General features: G+C 49.1%; 22 protein-coding genes. 15 read left to right on the top strand and 7 right to left on the bottom strand.

The genetic code is table 11. The features are described 5' to 3' along the window. Nucleotides 1–21: 21 nt before the first annotated feature. Nucleotides 22–444, bottom strand: coding sequence for a cell wall hydrolase (locus tag AC4E8B_RS23330; RefSeq protein ID WP_490215909.1), 423 nt, complete (start codon nucleotides 442–444; stop codon nucleotides 22–24). 395 nt (nucleotides 445–839) lie between these two features. Beyond that, complete coding sequence (hemQ, locus tag AC4E8B_RS23325) at nucleotides 840–1,583, bottom strand: hydrogen peroxide-dependent heme synthase (RefSeq protein ID WP_490215907.1); 744 nt, start codon at nucleotides 1,581–1,583, stop codon at nucleotides 840–842. 453 nt (nucleotides 1,584–2,036) lie between these two features. Between hemQ and pta the strand changes: the two genes are divergently transcribed. Both pta and lipL read left to right on the top strand, forming a co-directional pair. Next, nucleotides 2,037–3,014, top strand: a complete 978-nt coding sequence (gene pta / locus AC4E8B_RS23320) for a phosphate acetyltransferase (protein WP_490215905.1) — start codon at nucleotides 2,037–2,039, stop codon at nucleotides 3,012–3,014. Between the two features lie 415 nt (nucleotides 3,015–3,429). Further along, nucleotides 3,430–4,290: an octanoyl-[GcvH]:protein N-octanoyltransferase gene (gene lipL, locus AC4E8B_RS23315; RefSeq protein ID WP_490215904.1), complete on the top strand. Its 861-nt coding sequence runs from the start codon at nucleotides 3,430–3,432 to the stop codon at nucleotides 4,288–4,290. Between the two features lie 108 nt (nucleotides 4,291–4,398). Here lipL and AC4E8B_RS23310 read toward each other — a convergent pair whose 3' ends face one another. Continuing rightward, nucleotides 4,399–5,193 carry an RsfA family transcriptional regulator gene (locus AC4E8B_RS23310; protein WP_490215902.1) on the bottom strand — a complete coding sequence of 265 codons (795 nt, stop codon included), beginning with the start codon at nucleotides 5,191–5,193 and terminating at the stop codon, nucleotides 4,399–4,401. A 325-nt stretch (nucleotides 5,194–5,518) separates the two neighbouring features. Between AC4E8B_RS23310 and AC4E8B_RS23305 the strand changes: the two genes are divergently transcribed. From AC4E8B_RS23305 to AC4E8B_RS23295, 3 genes are all read left to right on the top strand, one after another. Then, the gene (locus tag AC4E8B_RS23305) at nucleotides 5,519–5,743 is read left to right on the top strand and encodes a YuzB family protein (RefSeq protein ID WP_022544517.1); all 225 of its coding nucleotides are present in this window, start codon (nucleotides 5,519–5,521) and stop codon (nucleotides 5,741–5,743) included. A gap of 302 nt (nucleotides 5,744–6,045) precedes the next feature. Then, the gene (locus tag AC4E8B_RS23300; RefSeq protein ID WP_490215900.1) at nucleotides 6,046–7,344 is read left to right on the top strand and encodes an HD domain-containing protein; all 1,299 of its coding nucleotides are present in this window, start codon (nucleotides 6,046–6,048) and stop codon (nucleotides 7,342–7,344) included. Between the two features lie 49 nt (nucleotides 7,345–7,393). Then, nucleotides 7,394–7,900: a YwgA family protein gene (locus tag AC4E8B_RS23295; RefSeq protein WP_490215898.1), complete on the top strand. Its 507-nt coding sequence runs from the start codon at nucleotides 7,394–7,396 to the stop codon at nucleotides 7,898–7,900. A gap of 47 nt (nucleotides 7,901–7,947) precedes the next feature. Here AC4E8B_RS23295 and thmT read toward each other — a convergent pair whose 3' ends face one another. Continuing rightward, on the bottom strand, nucleotides 7,948–8,226 hold the full coding sequence (gene thmT, locus AC4E8B_RS23290) for a 2-hydroxymuconate tautomerase (protein WP_490215897.1): 279 nt from the start codon (nucleotides 8,224–8,226) through the stop codon (nucleotides 7,948–7,950). A gap of 112 nt (nucleotides 8,227–8,338) precedes the next feature. Between thmT and AC4E8B_RS23285 the strand changes: the two genes are divergently transcribed. Beyond that, complete coding sequence (locus tag AC4E8B_RS23285) at nucleotides 8,339–9,001, top strand: site-2 protease family protein (protein ID WP_490215896.1); 663 nt, start codon at nucleotides 8,339–8,341, stop codon at nucleotides 8,999–9,001. Nucleotides 9,002–9,075: 74 nt separating this feature from the next. After that, nucleotides 9,076–9,588 carry a YwhD family protein gene (locus AC4E8B_RS23280; RefSeq protein WP_490215894.1) on the top strand — a complete coding sequence of 171 codons (513 nt, stop codon included), beginning with the start codon at nucleotides 9,076–9,078 and terminating at the stop codon, nucleotides 9,586–9,588. A gap of 163 nt (nucleotides 9,589–9,751) precedes the next feature. Here AC4E8B_RS23280 and AC4E8B_RS23275 read toward each other — a convergent pair whose 3' ends face one another. Next, complete coding sequence (locus AC4E8B_RS23275) at nucleotides 9,752–11,827, bottom strand: transglycosylase domain-containing protein (protein WP_490219861.1); 2,076 nt, start codon at nucleotides 11,825–11,827, stop codon at nucleotides 9,752–9,754. Nucleotides 11,828–12,088: 261 nt separating this feature from the next. On the opposite strand from AC4E8B_RS23275, the gene speE reads away from it, so the two are divergent. The 4 genes from speE (at nucleotide 12,089) to argS (ending at nucleotide 16,370) form a co-directional block, all read left to right on the top strand. Continuing rightward, nucleotides 12,089–12,916, top strand: coding sequence for a spermidine synthase (gene speE / locus AC4E8B_RS23270; RefSeq protein ID WP_490215892.1), 828 nt, complete (start codon nucleotides 12,089–12,091; stop codon nucleotides 12,914–12,916). A gap of 42 nt (nucleotides 12,917–12,958) precedes the next feature. Further along, entirely contained in the window at nucleotides 12,959–13,834 is an 876-nt protein-coding gene (gene speB / locus AC4E8B_RS23265; protein ID WP_490215890.1) for an agmatinase, read from the top strand. Nucleotides 13,835–14,259: 425 nt separating this feature from the next. Continuing rightward, nucleotides 14,260–14,703, top strand: coding sequence for a YwiB family protein (locus tag AC4E8B_RS23260; RefSeq protein ID WP_490215888.1), 444 nt, complete (start codon nucleotides 14,260–14,262; stop codon nucleotides 14,701–14,703). Beyond that, nucleotides 14,700–16,370: an arginine--tRNA ligase gene (argS, locus tag AC4E8B_RS23255; protein WP_490215887.1), complete on the top strand. Its 1,671-nt coding sequence runs from the start codon at nucleotides 14,700–14,702 to the stop codon at nucleotides 16,368–16,370. The genes AC4E8B_RS23260 and argS overlap by 4 nt, the downstream gene beginning before the upstream one ends. 569 nt (nucleotides 16,371–16,939) lie before the next feature. Here the strand turns inward: argS and uvsE are convergent. Beyond that, nucleotides 16,940–17,896, bottom strand: coding sequence for a UV DNA damage repair endonuclease UvsE (gene uvsE, locus AC4E8B_RS23250; RefSeq protein WP_490215885.1), 957 nt, complete (start codon nucleotides 17,894–17,896; stop codon nucleotides 16,940–16,942). A gap of 60 nt (nucleotides 17,897–17,956) precedes the next feature. Next, complete coding sequence (cls, locus tag AC4E8B_RS23245; RefSeq protein WP_490215883.1) at nucleotides 17,957–19,159, bottom strand: cardiolipin synthase; 1,203 nt, start codon at nucleotides 19,157–19,159, stop codon at nucleotides 17,957–17,959. Between the two features lie 207 nt (nucleotides 19,160–19,366). On the opposite strand from cls, the gene AC4E8B_RS23240 reads away from it, so the two are divergent. The 4 genes from AC4E8B_RS23240 (at nucleotide 19,367) to AC4E8B_RS23225 (ending at nucleotide 25,205) form a co-directional block, all read left to right on the top strand. After that, on the top strand, nucleotides 19,367–21,478 hold the full coding sequence (locus AC4E8B_RS23240) for a (Fe-S)-binding protein (protein WP_490215882.1): 2,112 nt from the start codon (nucleotides 19,367–19,369) through the stop codon (nucleotides 21,476–21,478). 481 nt (nucleotides 21,479–21,959) lie between these two features. Then, entirely contained in the window at nucleotides 21,960–23,147 is a 1,188-nt protein-coding gene (locus AC4E8B_RS23235; protein WP_490215880.1) for an acetyl-CoA C-acetyltransferase, read from the top strand. Between the two features lie 37 nt (nucleotides 23,148–23,184). Beyond that, a complete protein-coding gene (locus AC4E8B_RS23230) occupies nucleotides 23,185–24,036 on the top strand; it encodes a 3-hydroxybutyryl-CoA dehydrogenase (protein ID WP_490215879.1) in 852 nt (283 codons plus the stop codon). Between the two features lie 38 nt (nucleotides 24,037–24,074). Beyond that, nucleotides 24,075–25,205 carry an acyl-CoA dehydrogenase gene (locus AC4E8B_RS23225; RefSeq protein ID WP_490215878.1) on the top strand — a complete coding sequence of 377 codons (1,131 nt, stop codon included), beginning with the start codon at nucleotides 24,075–24,077 and terminating at the stop codon, nucleotides 25,203–25,205. The last annotated feature ends 1 nt before the right edge of the window (nucleotide 25,206 follow it).

Here is a 25,206-nt window from a genome sequence, read left to right as displayed (position 1 = left end):
ATAAATCCCTCCTATATTTCATTAATAAACAGTTGGACAGTCTGCCTGGGTCGGCTGGAAGAAGCAGTGTGCTTTGTATCTTCCAGCATTCGGCTGATTATACCATTCGGCAGGGCAGTCCCCGGTGGGGCGGAAAAACCAGAGCGAATTGCTGGCAGGATGATGGCGCTGCCCCTTGATGACTTTCCTGGCCAGGTCGAGCTCATTCTGGCGGGGCCTTTGGTAAAAATAGCCCTTGATGGTGGCCTCAAATCCGCCTGGCCGCTGGTAAACCATTTTCCGGATGGAAGGGATCTCCTTGAAATCCAGGCAATCGGCCCTGACCCGGTTCACCCCGACATTGCCGACCATCAGCATGCCCAGATTTCCTTCCCCTTCAGCCTCAGCGCGCATCAGCCTCGCGAGAAGCCTGACATCCGCTTCGGTATAAGGAATAACGGCCATAACTTCACCTCTCTCAGCAGCTATTCAATAGCTGCAAGTGAAAGCATCCGTAAAAAACCAAACTCACTATTTCATAAATATGTGGGAAATGCTGTATTATGCCTGATGGGGGAAAGAAAAGCGGAGGCGACTGTTCAGAATAGAGGAACGCAGGCTAAAGACGCCACGTCCTGTGGCAACGCCTGCATGACCCGCGTCCTGCGGGCCCAGCATAAGACGCTTCAGGATAGAAGGCGTTCTTTGCCTTCAATCCTGAAGTGACTTATGACTCGAGGGGCTAGCGCCCGTAGCTGGACAAGAAGAAAAGCGGAGGGTGCTTACCTTGGTCGCAGCCAATTAATATTTTTCCAATGAAAAAAAGCCCCGGCCGGAGCCGAGGCTTGATTCACATAGTATTAAATATTCAGGAAGCTGCCTACCTGGTCTTCCTGGAGCAGGTTTCCGACAAAGAATGAGCCGAACTCGCCGTAGCGGGCGCTCACTTCATCAAAGCGCATTTCGTAGACAAGCTTCTTGAATTGAAGAACATCGTCTGCGAAAAGGGTTACTCCCCACTCATAATCGTCAAAGCCGACAGAGCCAGTGATGATCTGCTTAACTTTGCCTGCATATTGGCGGCCGATCATACCGTGGCTGCGCATCATATTGCGGCGGTCTTCCATAGGCAGCATATACCAGTTGTCTTCACCCTGGCGGCGCTTGTCCATCGGATAGAAGCAAACATACTTTGCTTTAGGAAGCTCTGGATAAAGGCGTGCCAGGACCTGCGGATTCTGGTAAGGGTCCTCTCCGGCCGGCAGATAGTTGCTGAGCTCAACGACGGAAACATAAGAATGTGCCGGGATCGTGTATTCCGCAAGCTTTGATTTATTGAACTCGTTCTCGATTTCATTCAGCTCTTCCATTGTAGGGCGCAGGATCATCATCATGAAATCTGCTTTTTGGCCAACAATCGTATATAAAGCATGGCTGCCATTTTTTTCGCTCTGGACAGAATTCCATTTGTCCACAAGACCCATGAACTCCTGGATTGCTGCATCGCGCTCTTCTTTCGGAGTCATTTTCCATGTAGTCCAATCCATTGTCCTGAAATCATGGAGGCAATACCAGCCATCAAGCGTTTGTGCTGCTTCACTCATTCTGATCACTCCTATATATGTACTCGAATTCTCAACAATACTATATCATAGTTTCACCATAACACGTCTGCCTGAAACTTGAAAATTATATGTCACTTGCCTGCTTTCAAAAATAATTCTTAATCAGGTTTCCAGCCGGGAAAACAAGGGGATTCTAAAGAATAGCAGATAAGGCAATCAGAACGGGCGCGGAATCGGATATTTTCCGGCAAAAAAGACCATATTAACATCGTCCGGAGAGAATCGTTTCCCGGTAATAAGTATAAGAATGTTAAGAAAACAAAAACTTTTCAGGTGTAACCGCTGCCACTTCTCCTTGTTCTTGAATTTTCACAGTGGAGGAGTATCCTAAGGGAGTGAGAATAGCGGACGCAGGCCCATTTCTGCGGATAAAGGCAGTCTCAGCGCCGCTTAAGCCGAGTGATTTGTTACATATAAAAGGAGGATTTTCATATGAGTGATCTTTTTGAAGGATTAAGGAATAAGGTTTCCGGCAATAATCTGCGAATCGTATTTCCTGAAGGCACGGATGAAAGGATTTTGACTGCAGCAGGCCGTCTGGCAGCTGATAAAATTCTTACCCCTATTCTGATCGGGGACATCGCACAAATCGAGGATAAAGCAAAATCATTGGATGTATCCCTAGATTCAGTTGAAATCTATGATCCAAAAAACTTTGCGATGATGGACGAACTAGTTGCAGCATTTGTTGAGCGCCGAAAAGGAAAAGCTACTGAAGAGGATGCCCGCCGCATTCTTCTTGATGAAAACTATTTCGGCACCATGCTTGTATATGCCAACAAAGCAGACGGCCTAGTCAGCGGAGCTGCACACTCTACTGCAGACACAGTCCGTCCGGCACTTCAGATCATCAAGACGAAAGAAGGCGTCAAAAAGACTTCCGGTGTCTTCATCATGGTTCGTGAAGATGAGAAATACGTATTTGCCGATTGTGCGATCAATATCGCACCAGACAGCGCAGATCTTGCGGAAATCGCCATCGAAAGCGCCAAGACAGCAAGAATGTTCGACATCGACCCGCGCGTTGCGATGCTGAGCTTCTCTACCAAAGGCTCTGCAAAATCGCCTGAAACGGAAAAAGTATCCCAGGCAGTTGAAGAAGCCAAGCTTCGCGAGCCATTGCTCATCGTGGACGGTGAATTCCAGTTCGACGCAGCTTTCGTTCCATCCGTAGCACAGAAGAAAGCTCCGGATTCCCCGCTGCAGGGAGATGCCAATGTATTTGTATTCCCAAGCCTGGAGGCAGGAAACATCGGCTACAAAATCGCCCAGCGCCTCGGTAACTTCGAAGCGGTCGGACCGATCCTTCAAGGCCTTAACCGCCCGGTGAACGACCTGTCCCGCGGCTGCGACCAGGAAGACGTCTACAAGCTTGCCCTGATCACAGCAGCGCAGGCATTGAACCAGTAAATAGGAAGGAGCCGGTGCGTTGTGTGCCGGTTCTTTTTTTTGCGGTGCGGCGTGTGGCGTGGTGCGGTGCGGTGCGATGTGGTGAGGCTGTCAGCTGCCAGTTGGTAGAAAAAACGCCGAATTCGGTAGATTATAGGTTGGGTTCGGTAGAATATAGCGCGAAGTCGGTAGATTCCCGGATAGACTCGGTAGAATATCTGCTGAATTGAACAGAAAAGCAGCTCCAGCACCGTTTGCAATCCGAATAATAGGCTGTTCTCAGGCGAAAGAGCAGTTTTCAAACGGAAAAAGCAGTCAAAAAGCAGATTCCAATAATTAAATTGCGCTCCCGGACCAGCGACTCCGCCCCTTTTCTGCTCCCCGCCCCCCATATGCTATAATAATCCCATATTGCTTATTTAAAGGAGTACTGAAGATGAACGAAGCAAGTGAGCTGCTGCAGCAGCCGGAGTGGCGGATTATAGATCAGTCGAGTGCGGGCCTGCATTTGAATGCGATGCATTCGTTTGGGATGGATGATACGCTGTGTGCTTCTGTCGGCTCGGGCAAAACCCCGGCAACGGCAAGGGCATGGGTCCATGACCGGACAATCGTGCTCGGCATCCAGGATTCGCGCCTTCCCTATCTGGAAGACGGGGTCGGCTATCTCCGCGGGCAGGGGTACCGGACGATTGTCCGCAACTCGGGCGGCCTGGCGGTTGTGCTGGATGAGGGCGTACTGAATTTGTCGCTCATTTTTCCGGAAAGTGAAAAAGGGATTGATATTAACCGCGGCTATGATGCAATGTGGCTTTTAATAAAAGAAATGTTCAGCGATTTTCCATATGAAATAGAAGCAAGGGAGATTGTCGGCTCCTATTGTCCCGGCAGCTATGATCTGAGCATCGGCGGCAGGAAGTTCGCCGGCATTTCCCAGCGCAGGCTGCGCAAGGGAGTGGCGGTCCAGATTTATTTATGCGTAAACGGAAGCGGCAGCGGGCGTGCTGCATTGATCCGCGAGTTCTACAGCAGGGCGAAAAAGGATGAGGTGACGAAATTCCTGTATCCTGATATCACACCGCCGGTCATGGCGTCGCTCAGCGAGCTGCTCCAGTCCGAGCTGACAATCGCGGATGTAATGATGAGATTTCTGAACGTGCTTAAAAACAAGTCGGGCAGGCTGTATGCCGGCGGACTTAATGAAGAGGAAGCCGTTCTGTATGAGAGCTATTATGAAAGGGTCGCTGAGCGGAATGAAAAAGTATTCGGCTCAGGAAGCCTGCAGGATCCCGCCTGAATATCGATCAAATAGAGAAAACCGCCCGCAAAATCCGGGCGGTTTTCTATTTAAGGAGGCAGGCTGCTGCCGTTTCGTCTCTCCGATTCTATAAAACAGCGGGTTCCTTTATTCTGCTACCTTTTCCAGGTTTCCGTTGCGGTCCATCTTGAATTTAGTGGCCGGGCGTTCTTCTTCATCGAACAGAACCAGTTTTCTTGCCCTGTTCATGATTTTCATGAGCGTCTCGTAATCTTCCTGGATCGTGACGGTGTTTTGTTCGAGCATGCCGATTTTTCCGGATAATTGCTCATTCTGGCTCCGCAGCATGGCGATTTCGCGTTTCAATCTTTCATTCTCGCTTTTTAAAATATCAGCGCTGAAGGTGGAGCCGTTCAGGCTTTGCAAAAAGCTGATGACAGAGTCGAGATTCAGCTGGGCTTTCGGCTGCGGCGCCGATTGATAGGCAGGATAAGAGAATACTGGTTCGGCAGCTTCCATTGATTCTTCCTCAGCTTCTGTATCTAAATCCGCATCCATATCAATACCCATATCCATTTCTGCTTCTGTATAGATCTTCGTTTCTTCTTCTGACATCGGCAATGTATCGGCAGTGAGCAATTCTACTTCTTCAGCAGCCGGGAATGGAGGGTTGTACAGCAGCTTTTTCTTTCCGCCCTGTTCTTTGCCAAGCAGTCTGTTGCGCTGTTTGCGTTGTTTTTTGGCGAGCTGCAATGCCTTTTCGTAGCGGTGCCTTACAACAGCGTTCCAGCGGAAACCGCAGGCGGCAGAAGTGCGGTTGAGTTTATCTCCTACTTCCTCAAAAGCATTCAGCTGGGTGCTTCCTTCCCTGACATGCCTTAATACCGTTTCAGCGAGCAATAAATCATTTTCTTCTGACCATGCATCCTGTCTTACTTTCATTTTCTCTTCAACTCCCTGGACAAAATTGGTTTATATAACCTTCTAGCCCTAGCATGGCCACATCCTGGTTTGTTTATACAGAGGGAATAAAAGGATAGTAGTTTTTTTTTCTGATATATTCAGGGTCTGGGGAGAAAAGGGAGGATGTGCTGGAAAAAATGCCTGTAACCCGCCATCAGTGCTAAAGATTGCAGCTTGCAATACAAGTTGAGAAAATGTAAAATACCTTTTAGTGCCTCCGGGCAGATAGAATAAGACACTAACTAAAAGCCATCAAATTATAGAGATTCAATCAAATTGATAGACCGAGAAAGGGATGTACGAAATGGCAAACGAATTCCGTGTTTGCGACGACTGCCAGGCAGTTAATCTGAAAACACTGATCCCCATGCTGAAGGATATCGATCCTGAGGCAAAAGTGGACGTAGGCTGCCAATCCTATTGCGGGCCGGGCAGGAAGAAGACCTTCGCCTTTGTCAACAATCGTCCGCTGGCAGCATTGTCGGAAGAAGAGCTAAGAGAAAAAATTGAAAAGAAGCTGAAAAAATAAATCGCCTTTGACACCTGTCTTAAGGTGATTTTTTATTCGCCAAATGGTGCATGTTTCTGGCAGAACAGGCAATTTCCTTTCTTCCCCGTATGTTTAGCGTGCTGCCTGTTTGTGGAAAAAGAACACCATCTGAACGCAGGAAAATTTTATTTTTCCGAAAGCCTTGCTGTGTCTGGATTTTGTCGAAGAAAAGAGAATTACAGCAGATTTTGTAATGATTTAGCGGTGAAAACTGGCTATAATAGATACAAAGGAAACAAACTGGAAATAGGCCAGACAGGTGCACAGGAAGAGGGGAAAAGATGCCATATTCGACGGAAAAATTAAGCGAGGAAAAAGTATTCAAGGACCCTGTCCATCGCTATATCCATGTCCGTGACAGAATGATCTGGGATTTGATCGGGACAAGGGAATTCCAGCGCCTGCGGCGGATCAAGCAGCTGGGGACGACTTATCTGACCTTCCACGGGGCAGAGCACAGCCGCTTCAATCATTCACTTGGAGTCTATGAGATTGTCAGGCGGATCATTGATGATGTATTTGCCGGCCGGGAACAATGGGATGAGAATGAACGCCTTGTGTCCCTTTGTGCGGCGCTCCTGCATGATCTTGGGCATGGTCCTTTCTCCCATTCATTCGAAAAGGTGTTCGACCTGGATCATGAGCATTACACGCAGGCGGTCATCCTCGGCAATACAGAAGTGAACAAGGTGCTTTCAAGGGCAGGGAAGGATTTTCCGAAAGATGTAGCCGATGTGATTGCGAAGACTTACCGGAACAAGCAGGTCGTCAGCCTGATTTCGAGCCAGATCGATGCCGACAGGATGGACTATCTGCAGCGCGATGCATATTTTACCGGTGTCAGCTACGGGCATTTTGATATGGAAAGGATCCTCCGGGTCATGCGCCCGAGGGAGGACCAGGTCGTCATCAAGCAGAGCGGGATGCATGCGGTCGAGGATTATATCATGAGCCGCTACCAGATGTACTGGCAGGTCTATTTCCACCCGGTTACCAGGAGTGCGGAAGTCATATTGACGAAAATCCTGCACCGGGCCAAGCAGCTTCATGAAAACTATTATGCATTTAAGTACCTCCCCCTCCATTTCTATACGCTGTTTGAAGGCGAAGTGACGCTGGAAGACTATCTGAAGCTCGATGAAGCCGTGATACTCTATTATTTCCAGATGTGGCAGGAGGAAGAAGATCCGATTTTGAGGGATCTGTGCAAGCGGTATATGGACCGCAACCTTTTCAAATACGTGGAGTTTGATCCGGCGAAGGAATACAAGAAGCTGGCCGAGCTGTCAGTCCTGTTCAGCAAGGCAGGCCTTGATCCCGAGTATTATCTGGTTGTCGATTCCTCGTCAGACCTTCCTTATGACTTTTACAGGCCGGGAGAGGAAGAGGAGAGGCTGCCGATCCACCTGCAGATGAAAAACGGGGATCTCCGGGAACTGTCGCGCGAATCGGAGATTGTTGATGCAATATCCGGAAAAAGGCGGACGGACCATAAATTGTATTATCCTGCTGATTTGATTATGGACGAAGGCAGCAAGAAGACTGTTAAGAAAAAAATCCGTGAAATGCTGGAGATTTAATCGACATACATAGAAGCGGTAATTACTTTGGAGTAGGAGATGAGGGGTTTTGTTAAAAGATCATGCCAATTTGGTGCACGCTTTGGCGGCTTCCGGGGAAATCATCGGACGGAAAAAGCTTCAGAAGATGATTTTTATTGCAAAGAAGATTTCTTTTCCGTTTCAGGAGCGGTTCCAGTTCCACTTTTATGGCCCTTATTCAGAGGAGCTGACTTTGAGGGTGGAGGAGCTTTGCAATATGGGCTTCCTGAATGAAGTGAAAGAGAAGAAGGGCGGCTATTTTCAATACCGGTACACACTGACGGACAACGGCCGGGAATTTCTATCCGTCAACCAGGTCGATATGCCATGCCTGCCGGACTGCCTGGAAGATATGAACAGCCAAAATGCGAGATTCCTGGAGCTTGTCTCAACGGTTTTATATTTTGATAATCTTCCCCGTGAAGAGGTGCAGGAGAAGGTCTTTACCTTAAAAAGCAAGCAGAAGTACACAGTAGAAGAGGTTGAAGAGGCCTATCAATATATTGGGAAGCTGAAAGAAAAAGCTAAGCACTAGGGGTGTGCTTAGCTTTTTCTTTAGTTTGCGGGCCTTACAAGGCCATTTTAATCTTCGTCGCTTAAGCGTTTGCCCGCGACTGCGTAATGGTTTTTGCTCATTTCTTCGATGAACACGACGACTTTGTCTTTGGAAGCGCCGGTCGTTTCGCTGACGGCATCGGTCACTTTTTCAACAAGAGCTTTTTTCTGGTCTTCTGTACGTCCTTCAAGCATTTTGACTGTCACATATGGCATATTAACTTCCTCCTTTTTATATTTTTTACTATAGCAGAAGGCTGGCGGGAAGTGCCAGTCCCGGACGCCCGCGGACGCCGGGCTTTTCATGGAAGCGGAGTTTTCCCTTCATCAGGCATTTCATGTATACTGAAAAATAGATAAGTATGTGTGCAGGCGTGTGCCTGTACCTAATGACTTGATTGAAAAAGGGGTATTGCCGTTGGAACAATTCTTAGCCTTTTCTTTAAGGGAGATTCCCTATGTAGCATTGACTTTGATGATCGCTTTTACGGTCCATGAATTTGCCCATGCATTTGTTGCTTATAAATTCGGCGACCCGACGGCACAGAAGCAGGGGCGGCTGACGCTCAATCCAATCCATCACCTGGACCCCCTTGGGACCATCCTGATTTTTATAGCGGGATTCGGCTGGGCGCGGCCAGTGCCGGTGAACCGTTTCCACTTTAAAAATCCAAGGCTTGCAGGAATCTCAGTATCGATTGCCGGACCGCTGAGCAATCTTCTGATGGCGGCCATCGCACTCGGCATCTGGTATGGACTTGCCGCGGCCGGGGCAGCATCAGGCCTGCCTGACTTTGTGCCGGAATTCCTGGATTTGTTCATTTACTTGAATCTTATGCTGTTTGTGTTTAACCTGCTGCCTTTTCCGCCCCTTGACGGATACCGGATCATTGAGGACCTCGCGCCGGCGGGAATCAGGCCGAAGCTGACGCAGTTCGAGGCATATGGTTCTATTATATTCCTGATTCTTGTCATCACCCCGCTCGACCAGTATACGATCCAGCCGATCTTCAGCACCGTTCTGCCGGTACTGATCAATGGGATGCATGACTTTTTCTCGAGTTTATTCCTGCGCGGCTGACGACTCGGGAAGCAGGCGTCTATATCAAAGACCAGCCTGTGATAACTGACCTTTCTAAAAGGAGGATAAATCAAATGGAAGAAAAGAAGAAAAAAAGTATTGGCTTCAATATCATCAAAAGTGACCCGACGGACGGGCATGGCGGCTTTGGGGGAGGTTCTCTCAGCCTTGACAACGTGTCACCGGTCTTTGTCGATGTGGAGGCAGGGGATGCCCATGTTGATATCGGCGCCATGCATGCGAGAAGCGCTGTAGAAAAAGGAATCAAGTTCCTGACCAAGCAGGAAGATGTCCCGAACGGCAAGCCTTACTGGCTCGTGTGGGTGACGATCGACCGCAAGCAGGAAGGCCCTTATTATGCCGGCGTCACCGCATGCTTTATGACGGTGGACCGGGAAATCCGCCGCGGCTATAAACTGCTGCCTGAGCATGTCAACAGGCTTGATAAAAGCATCAAGCGCCATATCATCGTCGATCATATGGATGATAAGTCAAAAGGGATCCTTACAGACTTCTTGAAGAACCATGATATGGGCATGTGGGAAAGGGCAGAAGAAAAGCTGAAAAAGGATCTGGCTTCCAGCTAGAATTTTTGACGAAATTGTGACAGATTTTCGAACTTAAATTCCAACCTACTTGCCGAGCGGCGATAAAAAAAGTAAACTTATTTACAGTGTTGATGCACTGTATAGAACTAGGACACGAAAAACCCCGGGCGGAAACCCGGGGTTTTTCCTTTTATATGGTGTACTAAGATCCCCACTGAAACAGCTTTTTATACCATGTTTTCTTCTCCTTGGGCTTTTTCACAGGCCGTTCCGGCTCTTCTTTTTCCATATGTTCCAGATGATCAGTGCAATATTCAGCCGGCTCTGTCCCGGCGGTGAAATAGGTTAAGCGCTGAACCGGGCATTGGTCTGTGGCAAGCTTTCCGTTTTCCGGATTGATATACACGCCGACCGTTCCTTTTGGGCCTTTAAACCGTTTGACGGGCATATCTTTATGGGCATCCTCCATGAACTGGATCCAAATATTCTTCGCATAAGCTTTATCTGCAGTCAGAGTGATGGGCTTGCCCTGGTCATATCCGGTCCAGACGGCGGAAACGAGCTGCGGGGTAAACCCGGCCATCCAGCTGTCTGTATCGGTTGAGCCCGATTTGCCGGCATAAGGCCTTGTCATCTTATTGATGATCGTGCTCCCGGTGACGCTGGAATAGCCGTCAAGCTTATGGTCAAACATCCCTGTCATCATTTGGGTCATTACATAAGCATCCTCTGGCTTCAGTACAGGCAGGGGCTCTTTCGTTTCCTCATAAATCACTTCGCCTTTATGGTTTTCTACCTTTGTCACCAAAACTGGCGCAACCTTCTTCCCGCCGTTGGCAAAAAGGCTGTAGGCATTGGCCAGTTCAATGACTCTTATGCCTGATGTCCCAAGCGCCAGCGAAGGAACTTCAGCCATTTTGGAAGTGATGCCGAATTTTTTCGCTGTCTCTGCAAGCATTTCTTCGCCTAAAAAGAGATGAGTTTTTACGGCGTACACATTGTCCGACAAAGCGAGTGCCTGTGCCATGGTGATATCACCATTGGCATATTGATTGTTGAAATTATGCGGCGTGTATTCCGGCCTGCCGTCTTCAAAACGGAAGGTGGTCTGCTCGCTCCTCATCATGGTTGCAGGGGTGAATCCCTGTTCGAGGGCGGCATAATACAGGAGCGGTTTAATTGTCGAACCAGGCTGCCGGACTGCCTGCACCGCCCGGTTGAACGGGCTCTCGCTATAGTCCCTTCCGCCGACCATTGCTTTGACATGTCCGTTCTTCGGGTTGACCGACACAAGCCCGACCTGGATCTCTGAATCTTTGCTGATAGTGCCGGATACAGCTTGTTCAGCAGCATCCTGAATTTTTGTATCAAGCGTTGTGTATACCTTCAGGCCGCCAAGTTCTATTATGCGGTCATCAAGCTGAAGCTGATTTTTCAGCGCATTTTTGACCGCATCCTGAAAATATGGCGCTTTTTCGATTGCATTATGCGGAAATTCACCGACAAGCTTCAGCTCTGCACCAAAAGCATTTTCAGCTTCCGCCTCAGTAATTTTTCCATGACCGGCCATCGTATCCAGGATGATCCGCTGCCGGTCCTTGGCCCGCTCAAAAGAGGCGAGCGGAGAATAGACACCGGGCCCCTTCGGTATCCCGGCAAGCATGGAGGCTTCTGCAAGATTCAGCTCCTCTGCATCCTTGCCAAAATAGTACTGGCTTGCCGCCTGGACCCCGTAAGCGCCATAGCCATAATAAATCGTATTGACATAGCCTTCGAGAATCTCATCTTTTGAATAATTCATCTCAAGCCTGATCGTGTATAAGGCCTCCATCATTTTCCGTTTCCACGTTTTCTCATGTGCAAGAAATAAGTTCCGGGCATACTGCTGGCTGATGGTGCTGGCACCCTGGACCTTCGCCATCGCTTTTAAGTCGGCAAGGGCGGCCCCGGCAATCCGTTTATAGTCAAAGCCGTGGTGGGAATGGAAATTCTGGTCCTCGACTGAAACCGTTGCATCAATCAGATAAGGGGAAATATGGTCAAGCGTCACCCAATACCGCTTCTGGCCATTGCTGCTTTCCCCGATCACTTCTCCGTCCTCTGAGTAATACAGAGTAGACTGGGGTACAGCAAGCGGGGGAGGGCCAAGGACCTTGGCATAAATCAGGACAGCCCCGATGGCAAGGCCGGCAGCGATCATGCCTATTAAACTGATGACAGCGGCTGCCCGCACATATTTCTTCGCTCTCTTGAGCCGATGGTCTGCCATGATTTCCATCATATTCACCCCTTTATATGGACAGTGCCTGCAATGGTGCCCGGCACCCAAATTTGGTCTTTATTCCTAGTATTGAAATAAGAGAAGGAATTTATTCGCGAGTTTCATTTTTTTCTTGCAATTTTGCTAGATTCATCTATACTTTTTCTCATGTTTGTAAATAAACAGTTAGGGAAGCATAAAGATAACCGCACAACTTTTGCAAAGTTTTGAGAGCGTTTTATGCGCACTATACATTTTTAAAATGGAAGGATGTTTAGAATGGGACTTTGGTTTACAGAGAAGCAGACCGAGAACTTTGGCATTACAATGAAAGTGAAGCAGACTTTACATACAGAGCAAACTGATTTTCAAAAGCTTGATATGGTAGAGACAGAAGAATGGGGCAATATGCTCCTCTTGGATGATATGGTCATGACATCCATCAAGGATGAGTTCGTATACCATGAAATGGTGGCTCACGTTCCTTTATTCACGCACCCGAATCCGGAGAATGTCCTTGTAGTGGGCGGCGGCGACGGCGGCGTGATCCGCGAAGTGCTGAAGCACCCGAGCGTAAAAAAAGCGACGCTTGTTGAAATCGACGGCAAGGTCATCGAATACAGCAAAAAATACCTGCCTGAAATCGCAGGCATGCTTGATGATGAAAGAGTAGAAGTGAAGGTTGACGACGGCTTCATGCATATCGCGAACAGCGAAAATGAATATGACGTCATTATGGTTGATTCCACTGAACCGGTAGGCCCGGCAGTAAACCTGTTCACAAAAGGATTCTATGCCGGCATTTCCAAGGCATTGAAAGAAGACGGCATCTTTGTCGCGCAGTCTGACAACCCTTGGTTCAAGGCAGACCTGATCCGCACCGTTCAGAAGGACGTAAAAGAAATCTTCCCGATCACAAGCTTATATGTGGCCAACATCCCGACATACCCAAGCGGACTGTGGGCATTCACAATCGGAAGCAAAAAGTACAGCCCGCTTGAAGTGAGCGAAGAGCGCTTCCACGAAATCGATACAAAATACTACACAAAAGAACTGCACAAAGCAGCGTTTGTACTGCCTAAATTTGTTCAGGATCTAGTGAAATAATTTTTGGTGCCAGGCACCAGCATGTAAAGCGAGGGAGTCATTTTGGTTAGATTTGATGAAGCTTATTCAGGAAATGTATTCATCGGAAGCCATCCGAATCTTATGGAAAGCCAGGCGGTCCTTTACGGAATGCCGATGGACTGGACAGTCAGCTACCGTCCGGGCTCACGCTTCGGCCCGACCCGCATCAGGGAAGTTTCAATCGGACTTGAAGAGTACAGTGCGTATCTGGACCGCGAGCTTGAGGAAGTTAAATATTACGATGCCGGCGATATTCCGCTTCCTTTCGGAAATCCGCAGAAGAGCCTGGATCTAATTGAGGAGTTTGTCGACAAGCTATTGGCTGCCGATAAATTCCCGCTTGGCATGGGCGGGGAGCATCTTGTTTCATGGCCGGTTTTCAAGGCGATGTACAAGAAATATCCTGATCTTGCCATCATCCATATGGATGCCCATACAGACCTTCGGGAGCACTATGAGGGAGAGCCATTGTCACACTCAACGCCGATCCGCAAGGCCGCAGACCTGATCGGGCCTCAGAATATCTTCTCCTTCGGCATCCGTTCCGGGATGAAGGAAGAATTCGAATGGGCTAAAGAAGTCGGAATGCATATCTCGAAATTCGATGTGCACCAGCCGCTGAAGGAAATCCTTCCACAGCTGGCCGGCCGCCCGGTATACGTAACAATCGACATCGACGTCCTTGACCCGGCTCACGCGCCAGGCACAGGCACCGTCGACGCCGGCGGAATCACATCCAAGGAGCTTTTAGCCTCCATCCATGAAATCGCCCGCTCCCAAGTAAAAGTAGTCGGAGCCGACCTCGTGGAAGTAGCACCAATCTACGACCCATCAGAACAAACAGCCAACACAGCCAGCAAACTCATCCGTGAAATGATTTTAGGCTGGGTGAAATAGAAAAGCTGGGGCTAATGCCGTTTGAGCAAAAGGGATACAGGATTCTGTATCTCTTTTGTTTTGTAATGGAACTTCATTCATATAATCCTATTAGTTGGGCGGGTTTGTATTAATAAGTAGGCCTGTTGATTTCCGTTCCAGGCACTTCGCTTTCCGCGGGGCGACGCTGAGCCTCCTCACCGCTGCGCGTCTGCGGGGTCTCAGCATTGCCGCTGCAATCCCGCAGGAGTCTTCGTGCCTTCCACTGCAATCAACAGGGCTTACTTAACTTTTTGCAGTGTTACCAATCTGGAAAAAAATTCAATCAACAGCCCCCATCATTAACCCAATCCCTATCACTGCCCAACTTCATTTGCACTTCAACCCCAAAAAAATTATAATTAAAAAGTTATACTAAAGAGTTAAACGAAAAGGAAGTGTGCCCGTTGTCCAATAGCCCAGCGGAACAGACACCTGTTAAAATAAAAGTAAAAACGGATATCCGCAGCGGAGGAAGCAAAGAGACTTTTGAATTGACTGCGTTTGGCCGATACTATAAAAAAAACGGCTCCCGCTTTCTTCAGTATGAAGAAGAAAACGAAGCCGGAACCGTAAAGACAATTGTAAAAATGGCAGACGGGGAAGGCTTGATCCTCCGTTCAGGGGCCGTGAAAATGAGGCTGCCCTTCCGGATGAACAAAAAAATGAGGGGAAGCTATGAAATGCCCTTCGGAACCATGGAAATGCTCACTTTGACAAAAGGGCTTTCACAGTCCTTTGATGACGGCAGCGGAACAGGGTCCTTTGACCTTTTGTACGAAATGAAAATGCAGGGATCACAGGCAAATACATATCATTTGGTGATTACGTTTGAGGAGGAAGGAAAATGAATATAGTCGAACAAGTGCAAAGCAATTTAAAGGAAGAAATCAAGCAGGCCGTCATCAAAGCCGGCCTTGCTGCAGAAGAGCAGATCCCGGATGTGATCCTGGAAACCCCGAAAGAGAAGGAGCATGGCGACTATTCTACTAATATGGCGATGCAGCTTGCACGTGTAGCCAAGAAGGCGCCGCGCATGATTGCCGAGCAGCTGATCGAGAACTTTGACAGCAGCAAAGCCTCCATCGAAAAAATTGAAATCGCAGGGCCGGGCTTCATCAATTTTTACATGAACAACAGTTATCTGACGAACCTGATCCCGACTGTGCTCGACGCAGGAGATCAGTACGGAGAAACAAATACAGGCAATGGCCAAAAGGTGCAGATTGAGTTTGTTTCCGCCAACCCGACAGGCGACCTTCACCTGGGACATGCCCGCGGTGCGGCAGTCGGCGATTCCCTAAGCAGCATCCTGGCCAAAGCAGGCTATGATGTATCCCGCGAATATTATATCAATGATGCCGGAAACCAGATCAATAATCTTGCATTGTCCGTTGAGGCCCGTTATTTCCAGGCGCTTGGCATGGAGAAAGAAATGCCGGCTGACGGCTACCACGGTGCTGATATCATCGGCATCGGCCAAAAGCTTGCCGATGAATTTGGCGACAAATATGTGAATGCCGATGAAAAGGAGCGCTTTGATGCATTCCGCGAATACGGCCTTAAATACGAAATGGAAAAGCTGAAAAAGGATTTGGAAGATTTCCGCGTGCCTTTTGATGTCTGGTACTCAGAAACTTCTCTTTACCAGAACAGCAAGATTGATGATGCTTTGAAAGCACTCAAAGAGAACGGACATGTATATGAAGAAGAAGGCGCAACCTGGTTCCGCTCAACTGAATTCGGAGACGATAAAGACCGCGTCCTTATCAAGAATGACGGATCTTATACTTATCTGACGCCGGACATTGCTTATCATAAAGACAAGCTCGAGCGCGGATTCGAAAAACTCATCAATGTATGGGGCGCCGACCACCACGGTTATATCCCGCGTATGAAAGCTGCCATCCAGGCGCTTGGCTACGGAAAGGATGCCCTTGAGGTGGAAATCATCCAGCTCGTCCACCTGTATAAGGACGGCGAAAAGATGAAGATGAGCAAACGGACAGGAAAAGCTGTCACCATGCGCGACCTGGTGGATGAGGTAGGACTTGATGCAGTCCGCTACTTCTTCGCAATGAGAAGTGCTGATACTCATATGGATTTCGACCTTGATTTAGCTGTGTCCCAATCCAATGATAATCCCGTCTATTATGCCCAGTATGCACATGCGCGCATCTCGAGCATCCTCCGCCAGGGAGAGGAGCAGGGGATGGCATTAAGCTCTGACGCTGATTTCTCCCTCATTTCTGCCGAGAAGGAAATCGACCTGCTGAAAAAGCTTGGCGAATTCCCGCAGGCGGTTGCTGAGGCTGCAGAAAAACGGATGCCGCACCGCATCACCAACTATATTTTCGAACTCGCATCTGCCTTCCACAGCTTCTACAATGCTGAAAAAGTGCTTGATAGTGACAATCCGGAAAAAACAAAAGCCCGCCTCGGCCTGATCAAGGCTGTACAGACGGCGCTAAAGAATGCACTGAAGTTAATCGGTGTATCCGCACCTGAGAAAATGTAAGACTTCAGCCCCGCTTCCTGCAAGCGGGGTTTTTTGTAAGATAAAAAAGTATTATTTGATTACTGTCCAGCAGCTGAACCTGCCTCCTCGTGGCTAAAAGCCAATCCTGCCAAAAAGGAAAGGACATCCTTTGGGCAGGATTGGCTTTCGCTGTCGGGGGAGGGCGGGGCGCTTGCGGTTTTCTTATTTGAACTTGTAAATTTCGCTCAAAAATCAACGAAAAGTGTTAAAGGAGTGGGCACTCATGCCCCTGTCTTGGATTATCCAAGAATCAGAAGGAGTTATTTACTTATTTTGGGTATAATCTAATTGCCGGGGGTGTTATGATACATAAATTTTGAATTATTCTACATAAAAGTAAAAGATTTCTACTGAAAATTTCATTTATTCTACATAAAAATCGAATGACTCTACAAATAATACATATATTACCATATATTGCAGCGCGGCCCAGTCAAAAATTCAGTACCGCCCCGCGGAAAGCGAAGTGCCCGGAACGGAAATCAACCAACGATTTCCCATTGGCTTTTTCTGCAGAAAAAGCCGGGACAACTTCGCCCGGCTTCTCTCTATTTCCACTCAACGGCCCCGCCGCTGACCCGCTTCACCCCGCGGATCCGGCTGATATCCTCAACAAGCTTCAATAAAGCTTTGTCCTTCATCTTTGCTTCGATCATAAAATCAACATCCTCGCCGATCGCATGAAGGTGATCCAGCAGCGGCTTCAGGAAGTCGGCATCCACATAGTCGGCATGCGACCGGAAGGCTTTTTCCGATTTAGGCGATGATACATGGATTTTCGGCTTCATGCCGAAATGGTCCCAGGTCCGGAAGATATCCGGCAGCATATCTTCAAGCGGCCTTTCGCTTAGATTCGCCATATGGTGATGATAGTCAAAAATGAGCGGAATCTTCTCCCGCTGGCAGGCAGCCAGCGTTTCTTCGGCATTATAGGTTTTATCATCATTTTCAAGTGTCATAACCGCTTTTATATGCGCAGGAAGGCTCTTCAGGTTTTGGTAAAAGCGTTCAATGGATGTTTCTTTATCGCCATAGGCTCCGCCGATATGGATGTTGATCAGCGCCTGATTTTCAAGGCCCATTGCCTCGAGCATCCGGTAATGGTACTCCATATCAATCACAGCATTGGCTGTCACTTCACTGCGCGGAGAGGTGAAGAGGGTAAACTGGTTGGGGTGGAAGCTGACCCGCAGGCCATTGTCCCTGACCAGTCTGCCGAGCTCCTGCCATTCATCGCGGAAAGGGGAAACAAAATCCCACATCACCTCCGGATGGGTAGCAAGAGGGGCAATGGAGCTTGAGAGCCGGTAAAGTTCTATATCGTGAGCAAGATTATAATAAAGCATCCTTCTGGTGCTGCGGAGATTTTCCGCGGTCGCAGCCAGCAGTTTCTGCATTCCTTCTTCCTTTGTCATCTGCTTGTAGCGGGTAAATGTCAGTGTCCTGGCAGGGGAAGCTTCCCAAAGGCTTACCGCCTGGGAAACATAACCGAATCGTATTTTCATAAGAAACTCCTTTAAAAAATGGCTTCAATCCGCCATTGACGGGAGAAGAGGCGAACACCCTCAGAGAAAGTACGAAACAGATTTCGCCACTCCTTCCCGCAGCCAGCGGATTGCATTAAATCCCGAGATAGCTTTCAGCATGAGCAGCTTTGAGTCCTTCATATCCTGCTCGAGGACTTTTTCAGCACTTCGGATAAAAGATTTTTCATATATATAGCAGTTGAGCTCATGATTCAAATACAAGCTCCTTTTATCAAAATTGGCTGTCCCGATATCGCATACTGTGTCATCCGCAAGAAGGATTTTCGCATGATAAAATCCATTCGTGTATTGATAGATGCGCGCACCTTCCTTCAGCAGCACCCGAAGATAAGGATAAGAGGCTTCCTTTACAAGGAGATGGTCTGTCTTGGCCGGGACGATGATGCTCAGTCTGACGCCTCTTTTCAAAGCCCGCTGCAGCTCTTGAAAAAGAGCAGGGCTCGGAATGAAGTACGGGGTGCCGATGATGATCTTCACCCTGGCATTCCGGATGATGGCCAGGAAGGTTTCCTCCAGATAGCCGGCTTCAGTGGGGATGTGCTGATGCCGGATGCTTCCCTTTGGAAGATCGGGAAAATAGGCCGCATCACGGTGCAGGTCGGTTCCGGACGCATTCTGCCAGTCGTACAGAAATTCACTCTGCAGATCTTCAACCCCTTCGCCCGTTAAGCGGAGGTGGTAATCGCGCCAAGGGCACAGCTTCGCATCCAGATTGACGTATTCCTTGCCAATGTTATACCCGCCCAAATAGCCGATACTCCCATCGATGACGGTTATTTTCCGATGGTTCCTTGACTGCGAAGAATAAAATAGATAGGGGAACCTGGGGACATGGCAAAAAGCAAAGCGGACCCCGGCTTCCTTCAGGCCGGCAATCAGCTTCCTCTTTACACGCATGCTGCCCACCCAATCAAGGAGCAGCCGCACCTCTACGCCTTCTTCGGCCTTCTTCTTAAGCAGGGAAAGGAACTCGCCTGAGATTTTATCATTTTTAACAATATAAAATAAAATATGGATATGCTTTTTGGCATTTTTAATATCCAGGAATAGCTTCTCAAATAATTCTGGCCCGGCGGTGATCAAATCGATATTGCTCTGCCTGATCGGATAGCTTTTCCTCTGGGCTTTTGAAAGCTGCTTCCGCCGGCCGAGCGCCAAATCGCAGGACACCCAAAGCAGCAGCGCCAGCAGAATGGCAATGATTACAATGGCAGTTTTCAAGTCATATGCCCCCTCGAACCTTTTCCTGATAGCATCCCCTTGAGAACTGGTTTCTATAAATGTGCAGAGAGATTGGAAAATGTGGATGAAAGCAGAAAAAATTATTGACTGAATGCTCATTCATTATATAATGGTACTAAGAATCTTTTCAGAAAATTTGGTTGGTTGTAAATTTTCTGTTGGAAAAAGACGAAAGGAGAATCAGCCATGAACGGATTATTATGGATCAACTTAATTGCGTTTTTACTTGTAACCGCTTACGCAGTCAGCCTGTTTGTCTATGTGGTTAAAACAAGGATTGAATATATTAAGCTCGGCAGGAAAGCGGAGTTTGATAAAAACGTCAAAGAACGCCTGGGGAAAATATGGGTGAATGTCTTTGGACAGAAAAAACTCCTGAAGGACAAGAAGAGCGGCGCCATCCACGTAATGTTCTTCTACGGGTTCATCCTTGTCCAATTCGGGGCGATCGATTTTATCATAAAAGGTATAAAGCCGGGGGCACATCTGCCGCTCGGACCGCTGTATCCCGGGTTCACTTTCTTCCAGGAAATTGTGACGCTCATGATCCTAGTCGCCGTTCTCTGGGCTTTCCACCGCCGCTATGTGGAGAAGCTTGTCCGCCTGAAGCGCAATTTCAAGGCAGGGCTTGTGCTCATTTTCATCGGAGGCTTGATGCTGTCCGTTCTTCTTGGGAATGGGATGAGCATGATCTGGCACGGACATGAAGGAACCTGGACAGAGCCGGTTGCTTCTCTGATAGCAGGAGCACTCTCAGGGATAGGGGAGACAGCCAGCATCGTCATTTTCTATATTTCCTGGTGGATCCACCTGCTCTTCCTGCTTGCTTTCCTGGTCTATGTTCCGCAGTCCAAGCACGCGCATTTGATTGCCGGGCCTGCGAATGTATATTTTGACCGGACCGAGAATGCCGGAAAGCTGAAGAAAATCGACTTTGAAGATGAGTCACAGGAATCATTCGGGGTCGGCAAGATCGAGGATTTCAATCAGCTGCAGATGATCGACTTCTACGCGTGTGTGGAATGCGGCCGCTGTACGAATATGTGCCCTGCGACAGGGACAGGCAAGATGCTGTCGCCGATGGATCTGATCGTAAAGCTGCGCGACCATCTGACAAACCATGGCGCTGCCGTAACTTCAAGGCAGCCGTGGGTCCCGACCTTTGCCTTCTCAAATACGAAAGGCAATCAGCTTGCACTTGCAGCTGCCGGAAAGGGCGCCGAGGAAGCGGCAGCAGGCCTGGCCTACAGCCCAAGCCTGATCGGCAATGTAATCACAGAAGAGGAAATCTGGGCATGTACAACGTGCCGGAACTGTGAAGACCAATGCCCTGTCATGAATGAGCATGTGGACAAAATCATCGACCTGCGCCGTTATCTTGTCCTGACAGAAGGAAAAATGGATGCTGATGCCCAGCGCGCGATGACCAATATTGAACGCCAGGGCAATCCATGGGGCTTGAACAGGAAAGAGCGCGAAGACTGGCGCGAGGCAAGGGAAGATGTATCTGTACCGACTGTGAAGGAAATGAAGAAAGCCGAAGAAGAATTCGAGTATCTCTTCTGGGTCGGCAGCATGGGTTCATATGATAACCGGAGCCAGAAGATTGCTTTATCCTTTGCAAGGCTCCTCAACGAAGCCGGCGTGAAATTTGCGATCCTCGGCAACAAGGAGAAGAACTCCGGCGATACGCCGAGGCGCCTTGGGAATGAATTCCTGTTCCAGGAGCTTGCCGCAAAGAACATTGAAGAATTCGAGAAAAATGAAGTCAAGAAAATTGTTACGATCGACCCTCATGCCTATAACATCTTCAAGAACGAATATCCGGATTTCGGGCTAGAGGCAGAGGTGTATCACCATACAGAGCTGCTGGCCGACCTTGTGAAAGAAGGCAGGCTGAAGCCGCAATTCGCTGTAAATGAAACGATCACCTTCCATGACTCCTGCTACCTCGGGCGATACAACGAGGTGTATGATCCGCCGCGTGAAATCCTGAAGTCCATTCCGGGCGTGAAGCTGGTGGAGATGGAAAGAAACCGCGAGACAGGCATGTGCTGCGGAGCCGGCGGCGGCCTTATGTGGATGGAGGAAGAAACAGGGCATCGCGTCAACGTTGCCCGGACAGAGCAGGCACTGGCTGTCAATCCTTCAGTCATCTCTTCCGGATGCCCGTACTGCCTGACCATGCTGTCTGATGGCACAAAGGCTAAAGAAGCAGAAGAAACAGTCCAGACCTATGATGTGGCAGAGCTGCTTGAGAAAGCTGTGATCGACGAACCGCAGACTCTTGTATCTTGAGTTGAAACCAGGCTGTTTCCGTATAGATGGTGGCATTCGGAAAAATCCCAAGGTACGGATTTTTCCCCTAAATACAAAGACTCTCTTTTTAAAAGGAGTGAACAGCTCTTTTCTTATCAAGATAATCAAGGTAGGAAGTGTGATGTACTTAGGGATTTATATTAAAAAGCAACAAAGTGTCAGAAAAGAGCCAAAACCAAGAAAGGCCTGGCGCACCGGGCCTTTCTTAGAAATATAATGCAGTGATTATTAAGAATCTTCGGTAAAATATTTTTATTTTCGCCGCTGATGGAGTAAGATGGAAATATAAATAAAGCGCTTACACAAAATGGAGAACCACTGCTAATGGTCTCCTTTTTGTCCTTATTGCATTGAAATTATATAAGACAGGTTTATGTTCAGCGGGCTGCGCTTTCTTTACGAGCGAGCGTTCAGTCAAATCAGTAAATCAACTTTAATTTGCCTGGAGGAGAGGATACAGATGGGAAGAACAGTCATAATCAGCGGAGCGCGGACACCTTTTGGAAAAATGGGAGGGGCATTAAGCAGCCTGACTGCTTCTGATTTGGGAGCTGCAGCCGTCAAGGAAGCATTGAAGCGTGCCGATGTCCGTCCTGAAGAGGTTGGGGAGCTGATTCTCGGATCGGTCCTTCAAGGGGGCCAGGGCCAGATCCCATCCCGGCAGGCAGGCAATAAGGCCGGCCTTCCATGGGAAGTCAAGACAGAAACGATCAATAAAGTCTGCGCATCGGGCATGAGGAGTGTAACGCTCGGCGACCAGATCATCAGGGCCGGAGATGAAGAAGTCATTGTGGCAGGCGGGATGGAATCGATGAGCAATGCGCCATATCTTCTCCCTAAAGCAAGATGGGGCATGCGGATGGGCGACTCGACTGTGAAGGACCTGATGATCCATGACGGTCTCAGCTGCAGTTTCACAGGCGCCCATATGGGGACATACGGCAATTCGACGGCAAAGGAAATGGAAATATCGCGGGAAGAACAAGATCAATGGGCTTACAGAAGCCATCAGCGGGCTGTCGAAGCGATCGAAAGCGGCAGGCTGGCTGAAGAGATTGTGGCAGTAGAGGTGCCGCAGCGCAAAGGCGATCCGCTTGTCGTGGAGCAGGATGAAGCACCGCGCAAGGATAGTTCTATTGAAAAGCTGTCAAAGCTGGCTCCTGTATTCAATGGGGATGGAACGATCACTGCCGGGAACGCACCTGGAGTAAACGACGGAGCTGCCGCACTGGTGCTGATGAGCGAGGAAAGAGCTGAACGGGAAGGAAAGGAAGTTCAGGCCTATATCCTTGCCCATACGGCAATTGCAGTTGAAGCAAAGGATTTTCCGAAAACACCTGGGCTTGTCATCAACGAGATTTTGAAAAGAACAGGCAAGTCCATGGATGAAATCGACCTGTTTGAAATCAATGAGGCCTTCGCTGCTGTTGCCCTGACGAGCGGAAAGATCGCCAATCTGGATGAAGATAAAGTGAATGTCAACGGCGGGGCCGTTGCCATCGGCCATCCGATCGGGGCAAGCGGTGCGAGGATTATCCTGACGCTGATCTATGAGCTGAAGCGCAGGGGCGGAGGAGTCGGCATCGCGGCAATCTGCAGCGGCGGCGGCCAGGGTGATGCCATCATGATCGAGGTTCCGGCGAACTGATAGATTAGAAGTTTGGTAGAGAAATGGAGGAATAACCGTGGAAGTGAAAACAGTAATGGTCATCGGTGCAGGGCAGATGGGCTCCGGCATCGCGCAGGTATGTGCACAGGCAGGCTATCAGGTGCTGCTGAATGATTTAAAAACTGAATATGTCGAGCGGGGGCTTGGTGTAATCAAGAAAAACCTCGCCCGCCAAGTATCCAAGGAGCGCATGACAGAGGCGGGGATGGAAGAGGTGCTCCGCCGCCTGCAGCTCTCAGACAATCTGGACGACGCCGGCGGGGTGGACCTGGTCATCGAAGCTGCCGTGGAAAATATTGAAATCAAAGCAGATATCTTCAAACGGCTTGATGGAATTGCCCCGGATCATGCAATCCTGGCAAGCAATACCTCCTCACTGCCGATCACGGAAATTGCCGCCGCGACAAAGCGTCCGGAAAAGGTGATCGGGATGCACTTCATGAATCCGGTCCCGGTTATGAAACTCGTTGAAATCATCCGCGGGCTCGCTACAGCAGATGAAGTTTATACAGCAATCGAGGAAATGACCCATAAGCTCGGCAAGGTCCCGGTCGAGGTAAATGACTTCCCGGGATTCGTCTCAAACCGCATCCTGATGCCGATGATCAATGAGGCCATTTATACCCTCTATGAAGGGGTTGCCGAAAAGGAAGCGATCGATGAGGTCATGAAGCTTGGCATGAACCATCCGATGGGGCCGCTCACATTGGCGGATTTCATCGGTCTGGACACCTGCCTCTATATTATGGAGACGCTCCATGAAGGGTTCGGCGATGATAAATACCGCCCATGCCCGCTGCTTCGGAAATATGTGAAGGCCGGCTGGCTCGGCAAGAAATCCGGCCGGGGCTTTTATCAATACAGCTGAACTGGAAAGACCAGAATGGACAGCAGGAGGGATCTGCCATGAATTTACGGTTTACAGAAGAACAGGAAATGATGAGGAAAATGGTCCGCGATTTAGCCCAGAGCGAGATCGCGCCATTCATTGAAAAAATGGAGCAAGGGGAGTTTCCCCGTGACATATTGAAAAAGATGGGCGCACTCGGGCTGATGGGAATTCCCGTGCCTGAAAAATATGGCGGGGCAGAAATGGACTTCACCTCCTACATCATTGCCATCAATGAGCTGTCAAAGGTATCCGCAACCGTTGGGGTCATCCTGTCTGTCCATACATCGGTCGGCACCAACCCGATCCTGTATTTCGGGACAGAGGAGCAGAAGCAGAAGTATGTACCGAAGCTGGCTGCCGGCGAATATCTGGGGGCATTCTGCCTGACAGAGGCCGGGGCAGGCTCTGATGCAGGAAGCTTGAAAACCAAAGCAGTCAAAAACGGAGAAGAATACATCCTCAACGGCTCGAAAGTCTTCATTACAAACGGAGGCGAAGCTGATGTGTATATTGTCTTCGCGTCCACAAGCCCTGAGCTTGGGACAAAGGGAGTATCCTCCTTCATCGTTGAAAAAGGGACACCTGGCCTTGTGATCGGCAAGGACGAGGAGAAGATGGGGCTTCACGGTTCCCGGACAGTCCAGCTCAGCTTTGAGGATATGAGAGTTCCGGCAGAGAATCTCCTTGGCGCTGAAGGGGAAGGGTTCAAAATCGCCATGGCCAATCTGGACGCGGGGCGCATCGGCATTGCAGCCCAGGCCCTTGGCATCGCGGAGGCGGCACTGGAAGCGGCAGTTGCCTACTCGAAGGAACGCAGCCAATTCGGGAAGCCGATCAGCCATCAGCAGGGCATCGGTTTCAAGCTGGCTGATATGGCCACACATGTGGAAGCCTCAAGACTGCTGGTCTACCAGGCAGCAATGATGCGCCAAAATGGCGAGCGCTGCGGGATGCAGGCCAGCATGGCAAAGCTTTTTGCCTCAAAAACAGCGGTTGAAACGAGCATAGAGGCTGTCCAGGTATTCGGCGGCTATGGATATACAGAAGATTACCCTGTCGAGCGGTATTTCCGCGACAGTAAAATAACCGAAATCTATGAAGGCACAAGCGAGATTCAGAGAATTGTCATCAGCAAAAACCTGTAAA

It is taken from the genome of Bacillus sp. SRL543, from assembly GCF_984799205.1.
Note: the sequence above shows the minus strand (reverse complement) of the source record. Positions and strands in the feature narration are given on the sequence as shown.

Excerpts from the sequence above, each read along its gene's own strand:
- AC4E8B_RS23225 (WP_490215878.1), top strand. The coding sequence starts at position 24,075 with ATGAATTTACGGTTTACAGAAGAACAGGAAATGATGAGGAAAATGGTC.
- lipL (WP_490215904.1), top strand. The coding sequence starts at position 3,430 with ATGAACGAAGCAAGTGAGCTGCTGCAGCAGCCGGAGTGGCGGATTATA.
- uvsE (WP_490215885.1), bottom strand. The coding sequence starts at position 17,896 with ATGAAAATACGATTCGGTTATGTTTCCCAGGCGGTAAGCCTTTGGGAA.
- speE (WP_490215892.1), top strand. The coding sequence starts at position 12,089 with ATGGGACTTTGGTTTACAGAGAAGCAGACCGAGAACTTTGGCATTACA.
- AC4E8B_RS23300 (WP_490215900.1), top strand. The coding sequence starts at position 6,046 with ATGCCATATTCGACGGAAAAATTAAGCGAGGAAAAAGTATTCAAGGAC.
- AC4E8B_RS23235 (WP_490215880.1), top strand. The coding sequence starts at position 21,960 with ATGGGAAGAACAGTCATAATCAGCGGAGCGCGGACACCTTTTGGAAAA.
- AC4E8B_RS23310 (WP_490215902.1), bottom strand. The coding sequence starts at position 5,193 with ATGAAAGTAAGACAGGATGCATGGTCAGAAGAAAATGATTTATTGCTC.
- AC4E8B_RS23330 (WP_490215909.1), bottom strand. The coding sequence starts at position 444 with ATGGCCGTTATTCCTTATACCGAAGCGGATGTCAGGCTTCTCGCGAGG.
- AC4E8B_RS23275 (WP_490219861.1), bottom strand. The coding sequence starts at position 11,827 with ATGGAAATCATGGCAGACCATCGGCTCAAGAGAGCGAAGAAATATGTG.
- thmT (WP_490215897.1), bottom strand. The coding sequence starts at position 8,226 with ATGAAAAGCCCGGCGTCCGCGGGCGTCCGGGACTGGCACTTCCCGCCA.
- hemQ (WP_490215907.1), bottom strand. The coding sequence starts at position 1,583 with ATGAGTGAAGCAGCACAAACGCTTGATGGCTGGTATTGCCTCCATGAT.
- argS (WP_490215887.1), top strand. The coding sequence starts at position 14,700 with ATGAATATAGTCGAACAAGTGCAAAGCAATTTAAAGGAAGAAATCAAG.
- AC4E8B_RS23280 (WP_490215894.1), top strand. The coding sequence starts at position 9,076 with ATGGAAGAAAAGAAGAAAAAAAGTATTGGCTTCAATATCATCAAAAGT.
- AC4E8B_RS23305 (WP_022544517.1), top strand. The coding sequence starts at position 5,519 with ATGGCAAACGAATTCCGTGTTTGCGACGACTGCCAGGCAGTTAATCTG.
- AC4E8B_RS23240 (WP_490215882.1), top strand. The coding sequence starts at position 19,367 with ATGAACGGATTATTATGGATCAACTTAATTGCGTTTTTACTTGTAACC.
- pta (WP_490215905.1), top strand. The coding sequence starts at position 2,037 with ATGAGTGATCTTTTTGAAGGATTAAGGAATAAGGTTTCCGGCAATAAT.